A 9724-nucleotide genomic window follows, 5' to 3' on the forward strand; every position below is an offset into this window, starting at 1 on the left:
AGCGCGTGGGGATGCGCCTGAAGGCTGGACACCAACGTTGCTGGTGTGCAGGCTTTAGCCGCTCCGTCTTGCTGCTTCGCAGCGCGTGGGGATGCGCCTCAAGGCTGGACACCAACGTTGCTGGTGTGCAGGCTTGAGCCGCCCCGTCTTGCTGCTTCGCAGCGCGTGGGGATGCGCCTGAAGGCTGGACACCAACGTTGCTGGTGTGCAGGCTTTAGCCGCTCCGTCTTGCTGCTTCGCAGCGCGTGGGGATGCGCCTGAAGGCTGGACACCAACGAGTGCGGTTACAACGTGTATTGATAACCGAACACGGCGTTGAATCCCGCACCGTCCACTCCGCTGCCGAGCACGCGATAGTACTTGTCGGTGAGATTCTCCAGCGACAACGAGACCTGGTGCTGATTGGCTGTTCCGAAGGAGCGCCCCATGCGGACATTCAACGTCGCGTATCCGGGGGTGCCGCCGGCGATGAACCGAACATCGCTCAAGTTTGATTCGCTGTAGCGATCGGCGCGATCGACCATCCAGGTATAGACATCGACGTACGATCGGCGACACGGTTCGGTCAGTCGCAGTCCCAAGCTTCCTTGCATCGGCGGGATCCGCGAAATCGGATCATCGTTGCTCGTGATCGTGCCGTAGGTGTAGTAGAAGTTTCCATACAGGGCCAGGTTGCGGGTGAGCACGTATTCGCCGGCCAATTCGGTTCCATGGATGTACGCTTCTTGATTGGTCAGGAAACGTGATCCGCCGATCGTTTCGCGGTTGATGAAACTGTCGAAATCCGTCCAAAACTCGGTCAGTTGGAGTCGCAATCGGTCGTCATTGAACTTCAACCCGACTTCATACGTCTTGCTGTGTTCGGGTTCGACGTCCAGATTGCCGACCAGCGGCGTCGATTGGTTGTTTTGCAGGAACGTTTTGTTGGCCGTCAGATCGTCGATCGTCGGCGCCCGAAAGCCTTCGTAGTAGCCGCCGACCAGTCGAACTTCATCGGTCAACTTGTACCCCAATCCGACGCTCGCGATCCAGTCTTGATAAGACCGTTCAAAGTAGGTCGGGCCGATTGTGTCAAAGTTCGGCGTGGCCGAGACGTTGATGTTCTCATACCGCAGCGACGTCGTGGCATCGAGCCGATCGGTCAACGCCACGTGCCACGATGCGTAGACGCCAACCCGATCGGCTTCGGAGTCATTGGGATATTGCGGATCGGTGACCGACGGCGTCGCACCGGGCGAGTTCGGGTTGTTGATTTCCACGCGTTTGGCATCAATCGACTCGCTGTAGTAATCGGTCCCGTAGGTCAGCTTGCCGTAGTCGTGCATGTCTTTGACGAACGAAAGCGTCGTCCCCCATCCCCAATCATCGAACTCGCCGATTTCACGACGCGTTACGACGGCGGCCGGGTCGTTGCCGGAATAGCGATCGACGACGGATGCTTCTTTGGTTCGCATTCCCGAGAGCGTGACGGAATACAGGTCCGCGAGAACAGCATCCTCTGGCAGCAAGCCTTCCAAACGCCCGTACAACAAGTCGCGTTGCTGCGGATCGAAGACGGTCGGTCGCTGCGTCGGCACGCTTCCGTCGCTGGCCGGACCGAGCACAAACGGCAAGTAGCGATCGCTGCGTTTCAAGTCCTCTTGTTCGAAGTGCTGCATTGCGACGGTCAACAGGTGATTCTCCGTCAGCATACGTTGCAGTTTCAAGTCTCCGGCGTACTGTTGGTAGTCGGTGCCAGGTTGTCGCCCCAGGTCGCCACCGCGATCTAATTGACCGACGTCCAAGTACGATACGCCTCCGGTGAATCCCGTCGCCCCATACCAGCCGCTGAATCCGGTTCGCGTGTACGATGAGGCTTCGGCGGTGCTGTAGAATTGGCTGAAGTGGGGACTCGCATAGTCGCCGCGCAACGGATCGGCGCTGCGTGTGACGAAATTGATCACGCCGCCGATGGCATCGCTGCCCCAGAGTGCTGATTCGGCGCCCCGAATGACTTCGATGCGATCGATCGAGCCGGGGTCGATCGTTGCCGCGTACTGGTTCGGTCCCGGACGCAAAATGCTGGTGTTCATCCGGATGCCGTCGACCAAAATCAAGATCTGTTGCCCGGTCAGGCCACGGATGAACGGCGACAGTTGCCCGTTGCCGGTTTGTTGCAACATCACGCCGACTTCGTTCTGCAACGCTCGATAGACCGTCGATGCTTGTCGACGGTCGAGTTCGTCGCGGTCGACGATGGTTCCCAGGCGAGGCGTTTCGAACAGATCACTCTCGCCGCGGAAGACGCTATTGAGTCCGGTCGGGTTGCTCATCGTGCCGCCGAACAGCTGCTCGGTGAGCGAAGGGAACGAAGCATTCTGAGACGCAGCGCTCGGTTGCGGCGTCGGATCGATCGCGCCAGTTGTCGAATCCTGCCCGGAAAATGGCGTTTCGATGCCAGAGGTTTCGATGTCAGATTGCCCAACCGGCGGGGCCTGATCGGTCGCCGGCGGCCGCACCTCGATTTCTGGCAGCGTGGGTTCTTGGCCCGACAAACGCGTCTGCCACAGACCGATCCCGAGAGCGGGAACGAGCGCCAAGGCAACAATGATTTGGTGTTTCACGATGTAGTACATCCATCTCAGAACGAGAATGCTCCCGTGGCGACAATGCTAGGTCGGCATTTCCGTTCAAACTGATCCATAGGTTGTCATCGGCGTATTCGATTCAATCGCTTTCGGGGTGGCCGAGGGTGCCGTCAAAGTCAACGCGACGCGAACGATGCGGACCGGTTAGGCAGAACATGACGATGGAAAGTCCGCCGGCGCCGGTGGGAAATCCGCCAGCGGTGCCCGCGTTTGCGGTCAAACCGACACGTGCCGAGCCACAAAAACCGGCCGTTTCTGACCGGATTCGGCATCAAGACGCCCAGAAACGCACGTCGGATCCGGATTGGCATGTGATCTGCAAAAGGGAATTTGGATGCAGCAATCCCATGACGAACCCGACGACCGTATGGCCGACCCGCCGGCAGAGCACGGTCCCACCCCATCACCGAACGCGTCTCCGTTGATCATCGCCTCCCAAGATCTGTTTCGTGGCCGCGCCGAGATCTGGATCGAGCATGGCGAGTTGATGTACCGCCTTCGACGAACTTCGGCGGGAAAGTTATACTTGTGCAAATGAGTTTTCCCGTCCGCTCCACACTGATCTCCCTGTTCCTTCATGCGATCGGTGCTGCAGTGTTGTGCGTGGTTCCGATGGCGGCAACCGAGCGATTCAGGTCTGCGGGACAACAACAGGTCGTCGCGATCGAATTGAGCGTTGCCAGCCCGACTGCCCTCGATTTTCCTGCACAGATTCTTCCACTGCCGACGATCCAACCGCTCGCGGCCTGGGAACAGTCGCCTCCGGATCGATCAGAAGACACGGCGAAAGCTTCGCCGTTTGAAACCAGCAGGACCAGTCGGCTTCTCCCTCCCCCGGACTTCCCCGAGTTTCGTTCGCAAGCCGACGCGGCGTTTGAGCGTCAAGCCATCGAAGCGGCGACGTTGCCCACGATTGACACGGTGGTACCGGCACGTCCGCCCCGCCGATTGGTTCGAGACGTCGCGCCGCCGGCGATCGATGCGATTCCGATTCCCCAACCGGTCGGATTGTCACCCGAGACGCCTGTTGATTTCTCGTCCAATCCGCCGCCGCAGTACCCACTCGATGCGGCCCGCAACCGACTCGAAGGCACGGTGTTGTTGCGGTTGCGAGTGGACACCGATGGCAAAGTCACCGACGTCGAAATCATCGAATCAAGCGGCCACGGTTCGCTCGATCAAGCGGCCGTCGAGGCGGTGAGACGATGGAAAGGCCAACCGGCCCGACGCTTCGGCCGCGCGATCGCTTCGGAAGAGGTCTTGCCGGTGCGGTTCCGGTTGTGAGCATCCGGCACCGGTATCGACGTCCCACGTTGTCGTCGGTTTCTTGCTGCCTGTGCTCTGGCTCAATTCAATGTTGGGGTTGCGTCGGTTGAGCTGAAACGGGTCAGGCTGTAACTTGCGGAACGACGAAACGATTCTCTGGCCCACGGATAGCAACGCGAACCCACGGATTTTTTTTGCACCCTGTCATCCGTGGGTTCACGCTGCCATCGGTGGGCAATGTTTGTGAGTTCTGCTAGGCCTCAAACTCGCTTTTACAAAGCACTAGGGAGCGTGTCTCGGACCGGGTAGCCGACCTTCTAGCCCCGTGTTGATGGGGTTCTGAAAACCGAGTTGGTTTTGCTGTGCGGCGGCTGCCGAAACTTCACTTGCGTCAATCTCAAAGTTCGTCACTGCGGACCAGTTCAGCGCCCGCGTCTCGCATTTCTGCGAGGGCTCGTTCGCTGTCACCGGGTTGCATTTCGACGCCGCGACAGCCATTGACGACTAAAGTCACGCGAAAGCCTTCGCTGATCGCATCCAACACCGTGGCTCGAACGCAGTAATCGGTGGCCAATCCCATTGCGATCACGTGCTCAATGTCGTGACGACGCAAGTCGTCCGCCAGGCCAGTCGAATGCTGGTGTCCGTTGTCATAGAACGCGCTGTAACTATCAATCAGCCGTTGAGTTCCCTTGCGAACCACGTGATCAATCCGATCCTGATCCAACGCTGAGACAAACTCCGCACCGTGTGTGTGTTCGATACAGTGATCCGGCCAAGCAACTTGCGGAATTCCCTCCAGCAAGAACTGATCTCCGATGGCCAGTCCGGCGTGTTGGCTGGCGAAACTCTGGTGATCGGCGGGGTGCCAGTCCTGCGTCGCAACCACCCAAGAAAATTTGGGGATCAACGTGTTGGCCACTTCGATCACCTCCAATCCGCCCGGTACCTCCAGTGCTCCGCCTTGGACAAAATCATTCTGCAGATCAACCAGCAACAATGCCCTGTGATCTTTTGTGGTGGTGTCAGATTTCAAAGTTCACTCCCTGTTTGACCATCTCGCGATAACGTTTTTGATTGAATCGGTACAACCGTGCGGCTCGATGCGCCACATCGGTCTCCACCTCATCAAGCTCTTCAAGCACATCCATGCCCAGGATCTTTTTCCGGAAGTTTCGTTTGTCGAGTGAGCGGTCCAAAATGATCTCGTAAAGTCGCTGTAATTGCCTCAACGTAAACTTTCTCGGCAGCAGTTCAAAACCGATCGGTTCGTATCGCACCTTGTTTTGAAGCCGTTGGTAGGCGGCGTTCAAAATGCGGTCGTGGTCGAACGCGAGCCGTGGAACATCGTGCACGCCAAACCATGCCGCATCGCGGGCGTCCGTCGCCGCGACGACACGGTGATCCGAAAGCCTGACCAGTGCATAGTACGCAACTGTGACCACGCGTTCGCGCGGATCGCGATCCACATCACCGTACGTGTAAAGCTGTTCCAGAAAGACTTTTTCGAGCCCCGTTTCTTCTCTTAGCTCTCGTTTGGCGGCATCGTCCAGCGATTCGTCGACATGGACGAAACCACCCGGCAGTGCCCATTTTCCTCGATAAGGTTCCAATTCACGTCGAATCAGCAAGACCTTTAAGTCGGGTTCATCGAGTCCAAAGACGACGCAGTCCACGGTCAACGCGGGCCTTGGGAACTCGTACGTCGACGTCATGCCGCATCCCCCGCTTTGCTGCGTTGCCTGGATTCGAGCACCATTTCAGCCTTCAAGTCATGCAGGGCTTCTTCAAGTCCGACACGATAGCGGTGGGGATGGTCAAGCCGCAGAATCGTGCGATCGAATTGCTGTAACTGTGCGAGCGCACGGTTGCGAATCTCGTCCAGTGGGATCGATCGGCCGACAAAGTCGCCTCGCCGGATCATCGGCTTGAGCAAGTCTTCGAACGCAACCGTCGTGTCGAACTGACTTCGATGGGTGGGATCCTGGAAATCGACCGCGACGCAAGTTTCCGGCAACGGCTGAAGTTCGTTGTAAATCATGTCGGCGATTGCCATGCCATCGCTGCCCACGTAGCGACGCACTTGCTGGATCCCTGGCGTCGATGTCTTGATCAATTGTTCAGAGACTTTAATGCGCGGCTGCCATTGCTCGGATTCGTCTTTGATCGCGCCGAGTTTGTAGACGCCACCCAGGGCGGGCTGCTCGTAAGCGGTGACCAACTTGGTTCCGACGCCCCAGACCGTGATCGCAGCGCCTTGAAACTTTAGGCTTTGAATCAACCGTTCGTCCAAGTCATTGCTGGCGACAATCACCGCATCCGGGAATCCAGCCGCATTGAGAATCTTTCGAGCCTCGATGCTCAACCATGCCAAGTCCCCGGAATCCAGTCGGATCCCGACCATCCGATGGCCCGCATCGCGAAGCCGCTGCCCTACTTCGACCGCATGGCGAACCCCCTGTAGCGTGTCGTACGTGTCCACCAGAAACACGCAGTTGTTCGGCATCGCGTCGGCGTAGGCGGCAAAGGATTCCGGTTCGCTGTCGAATGACATCACCCAGCTGTGCGCGTGGGTCCCTTTGACCGGTATCCCGAACCGTTTGCCGGCCAACACATTCGATGTTGCGGCGCAACCGCCGATGTATGCCGCGCGACTGGCCGCCAGACCACCATCGATTCCCTGGGCCCGCCGCAACCCGAATTCAAGCACGGCGTCTCCTTGGGCTGCCATCACCACGCGAGATGCTTTGGTTGCGATCAGCGACTGGAAATTGATCATGTTCAGCATCGCCGTCTCGATCAACTGACATTGCAAGATCGGCCCGCAAACCCTCAGCAGCGGTTCGTGCGGAAAAACAACCGTGCCTTCCGGGATCGCATCCAGATCCAACGTCAGTTCGAGTTCGGCGAGGTACTGCAAGAAGTCCGCGTCGAAAAGGGGCCGACCGTCATTGCCGAGTATCGTTGCCAGGTACGCGATGTCTTCGGCTTCAAATCGAAACGAGCGCAAAAAATCCAGCACCGGTTCCAGACCGGCGGCAATCGCGTACCCGCCTTGAAACGGGCTTTTGCGGAAGAACAGATGAAACGCGGCGGACTGCTCCGCTTTACCGCATTTCCAATAGCCATAGGCCATCGTCAGTTCGTACAAGTCGGTCAGCAACGCCAGCGAATTCGATGATGCGTTCATTTTCCTTTGTCCTCTTAGTGTTAAGTATACACTAAGAGGGCAAGGAAGTCACGCTTTTTTGACGAATTCGGATTTCAGTGACATCGCCCCGATCCCATCGACCTTGCAATCGATGTCGTGATCGCCGTCGACGATCCGGATGTTCTTGACTTTGGTGCCACCCTTGACGACTCCGCCCCTGAATTTCAAGTCCTTGATGACGATCACGGAATCGCCGTTTTCAAGCACGTTTCCGTTGGCATCGCGTGTCGCGTCATTGTCTGCCGCGGCAGCCTCATCGGCCGGCGACCATTCATGGCCACAGGTAGGACAGACGAGCAGCGGCCCGTCTTCGTAGGTGTATTCGCCGTCGCATTGCGGGCAGTTGGGTAAATCGCTCATCTAGGGGTCACCGAGTCGTTCAATGAAATTGGAGCGACGATTATGCCGATTTGTGCCGGCTTGGGAAGACAAGCCCGCACGCGTGAACAAGGGGCAGGCGGCGCCCCTCGCTCACGCGGCGTGCCTTGTGTCACTGCGTAGACTTCGGAACATCGATTCAATCGACAGGCCGTCACGGCACCGGTGAAGTGGATGAAAACGAACGGAGACTCGTTTAAGGAATCAATCACGTCGAAGTGACTAGCGTGAATCTTTTCTCGAGAGCATCTTTGCGAGTTCCAGTAAGTCGCTGACAACGTAGTCGGGTTTGGGCACGTTCGGATACAGCGTCTTTCCGGGGCGTTTGACGAACGCGGTCTGCAAGCCAACGTTTTGGGCTCCCGCCAAATCCCACGCGTGTGCGGCAACCATCAGGACTTCTTCCGGCTCGACACCCAGATCGTCCAAGACCATCTGGTAGGTGGCTGGGTGCGGCTTGAACTTTTTGACGCTGTCGACGCTATAGCGGTTCTCAAAGAACTCTGTCAGTCCGGCGTTTTTGAATTGGGTTTCAACCCCGATGGACGATGAATTGGTCAAACTGACAATTTGAAAACCCTTGGCCTGGAGTGCCTTCAGTCCTTCCACGACGTCCGGGTGAGGCGGCAGAGCACGCAGCGGTGTGACGATGGATTGCTTCGCTTCGTCGACATCCAGCGTGATGCCCTGCGTTTCTGCAACCATCATCAATGCCGCCGTTCCGATTTCGCCGAAGCTGTGGTATTGGTCGCTGAGCGTTTCCACCAGCGAGTAGTGAAGCATCGTGGAGAACCAGAGCGGCAACAGGTCTTCGCGTCCGCCGAGTGCTTCTCCGACCGACGTCTTCAGCGGATCAAGACTGAGCAGCGTTTCATTGACGTCGAAGATGATGACTTTCGGTGCTGGCATAGCGTGTTTTGACGGTTCAGCGTGTTGGGCCGTTGGGTTGCCCTCTTGTGCACTGGCCGCAGCGATAAACAGTGCCGCGAAGAACGAGGTGAGTACAAGGGCAGTGGTGATGCGATTCATCGCGTCTTTCCTGTTGGGGCAAAACTTTTCAAAGGCCATCGACTTCGGGGACGGTTTTAGCTCGCCGGTTGAGCTTCCGCGCTCCACTCGTTTTTTGCGAAAGGCTTGTCCAGTGGCGTCTCGGCCACGTGGTTGGTGTAGTTGGACAGCACCTTGAACGCTGTTCCGACAATCACGTCAAAGACCGTTTGTTTGGTGTATCCAGCCGCCAACAACGCTTCGATCTCGCTGTCGTCGACCCAGCCACGCTTGACGTTGACCGTCTCGGCAAAGACGCGTAGGGCTTCCAGTTTCGGATCGGCAATCGGAGTGCCATCTCGAAGCGACTGGATCACATCGTCGGGCACGTTCAACCCTTGCATGATCGTCGTGTGCGCGGCCATGCAATAGGTGCAACCGTTCAGCCGATTGTTGGTCATTGCAATGATCTGTCGCTCGGTGTGGGACAGGTTGGTCTTGGTGTCGAAAATTTCCGCGACCGATCGGTAGGCCTCCAGAAGCGCCGGAGATTCCGCCATGACGGCGTGCAGATTGGGCACAAACCCGTATGTCTTTTTACTCTTTTCCAGAAGTGGCTTGCTTTCGCCGGCGGTTTCGATCGTGTGAATCGTGAAGTCTGCCATCGTGATTCCTCGTTTTGAGTTGACCATTCGTACCGTTTTGGAAGTCGTGATGTGTTGTGAATGGTTTCTCGGCTTTTCCGTCCGCCACCGCGAGCACGAAAATGGCAATCAACCGCTTCGCTTGGCGGACAATCCGCGGCAGAGACGGTCTGCGTACACACCTCTCATGCCTTATCACAGGAGCACGCTTTCCGGGACTGCGATCATTCCGATCGCATCTCGACTGGTTCTGCGTCCCACTGGGGTGCAGTTTCAATGCGAGAGGTAACCAATCACAGTGGACGTTGGGGCCGACCGTTGGCACGGTTTCCAGGATCATCGCCGGCGCGGTCGGGCCCGCGCGGCGGTCCGGAGTTCTTTAGTTGCTCTTCTTGTTCGTCATTCAGGATTGCGGCGAGACGCTTGTCGACGTCGGCTTGCAACGCAGTCAGTTGGCGCGTTTGTTTGTCGTTCAGGTTCAGCGAGTGCGCGATCGGTTCGGGTAAAACTTGGCCGGGTTGTGGCGGCGGGCCTTGAGGGCCACCGTCTTGCGGTAGTGGGTTGAGGGCTTGCTGGTTTTCGCGACCAAAGTTGCCGCCCTGTGGAGGCGG

9 protein-coding genes and 1 pseudogene are annotated in these 9724 nt (G+C 57.7%); 2 read left to right on the plus strand and 8 right to left on the minus strand.

The features are described 5' to 3' along the window. Window positions 1–284 precede the first annotated feature (284 nt). Complete coding sequence (locus ABX749_RS10350; protein ID WP_372895912.1) at window positions 285–2603, minus strand: TonB-dependent receptor; 2319 nt, start codon at window positions 2601–2603, stop codon at window positions 285–287. 358 nt (window positions 2604–2961) lie between these two features. On the opposite strand from ABX749_RS10350, the gene ABX749_RS10355 reads away from it, so the two are divergent. Together ABX749_RS10355 and ABX749_RS10360 are read left to right on the plus strand one after the other, a co-directional pair. After that, window positions 2962–3165, plus strand: coding sequence for a hemin uptake protein HemP (locus tag ABX749_RS10355; protein WP_372895913.1), 204 nt, complete (start codon window positions 2962–2964; stop codon window positions 3163–3165). Continuing rightward, window positions 3162–3911 carry an energy transducer TonB gene (locus ABX749_RS10360; protein ID WP_372895914.1) on the plus strand — a complete coding sequence of 250 codons (750 nt, stop codon included), beginning with the start codon at window positions 3162–3164 and terminating at the stop codon, window positions 3909–3911. Before ABX749_RS10355 ends, ABX749_RS10360 begins: the two co-directional genes overlap by 4 nt. Window positions 3912–4290: 379 nt before the next feature. Here the strand turns inward: ABX749_RS10360 and pncA are convergent, their stop codons facing one another. From pncA to ABX749_RS10395, 7 genes and pseudogenes are all read right to left on the minus strand, one after another. Further along, a complete protein-coding gene (gene pncA, locus ABX749_RS10365; RefSeq protein WP_372895915.1) occupies window positions 4291–4893 on the minus strand; it encodes a bifunctional nicotinamidase/pyrazinamidase in 603 nt (200 codons plus the stop codon). Between the two features lie 25 nt (window positions 4894–4918). Further along, window positions 4919–5608, minus strand: coding sequence for an NUDIX domain-containing protein (locus ABX749_RS10370; protein ID WP_372895916.1), 690 nt, complete (start codon window positions 5606–5608; stop codon window positions 4919–4921). Next, window positions 5605–7083 (minus strand): nicotinate phosphoribosyltransferase, encoded by a 1479-nt coding sequence (locus ABX749_RS10375; protein WP_372895917.1) that lies wholly within the window; start codon window positions 7081–7083, stop codon window positions 5605–5607. Before ABX749_RS10375 ends, ABX749_RS10370 begins: the two co-directional genes overlap by 4 nt. A 48-nt stretch (window positions 7084–7131) precedes the next feature. After that, on the minus strand, window positions 7132–7464 hold the full coding sequence (locus ABX749_RS10380; protein WP_372895918.1) for a zinc ribbon domain-containing protein YjdM: 333 nt from the start codon (window positions 7462–7464) through the stop codon (window positions 7132–7134). Between the two features lie 240 nt (window positions 7465–7704). Continuing rightward, window positions 7705–8391 carry a haloacid dehalogenase type II gene (locus tag ABX749_RS10385; protein ID WP_372895919.1) on the minus strand — a complete coding sequence of 229 codons (687 nt, stop codon included), beginning with the start codon at window positions 8389–8391 and terminating at the stop codon, window positions 7705–7707. 176 nt (window positions 8392–8567) lie between these two features. Further along, entirely contained in the window at window positions 8568–9134 is a 567-nt protein-coding gene (locus ABX749_RS10390) for a carboxymuconolactone decarboxylase family protein (RefSeq protein ID WP_372895920.1), read from the minus strand. A 272-nt stretch (window positions 9135–9406) separates the two neighbouring features. Continuing rightward, a pseudogene (locus tag ABX749_RS10395) lies at window positions 9407–9724 on the minus strand (EF-hand domain-containing protein); the annotation flags it as partial.

It is taken from the genome of Stieleria sp. (assembly GCF_041595215.1).
GTDB classification, from domain to species: domain Bacteria; phylum Planctomycetota; class Planctomycetia; order Pirellulales; family Pirellulaceae; genus Stieleria; species Stieleria magnilauensis.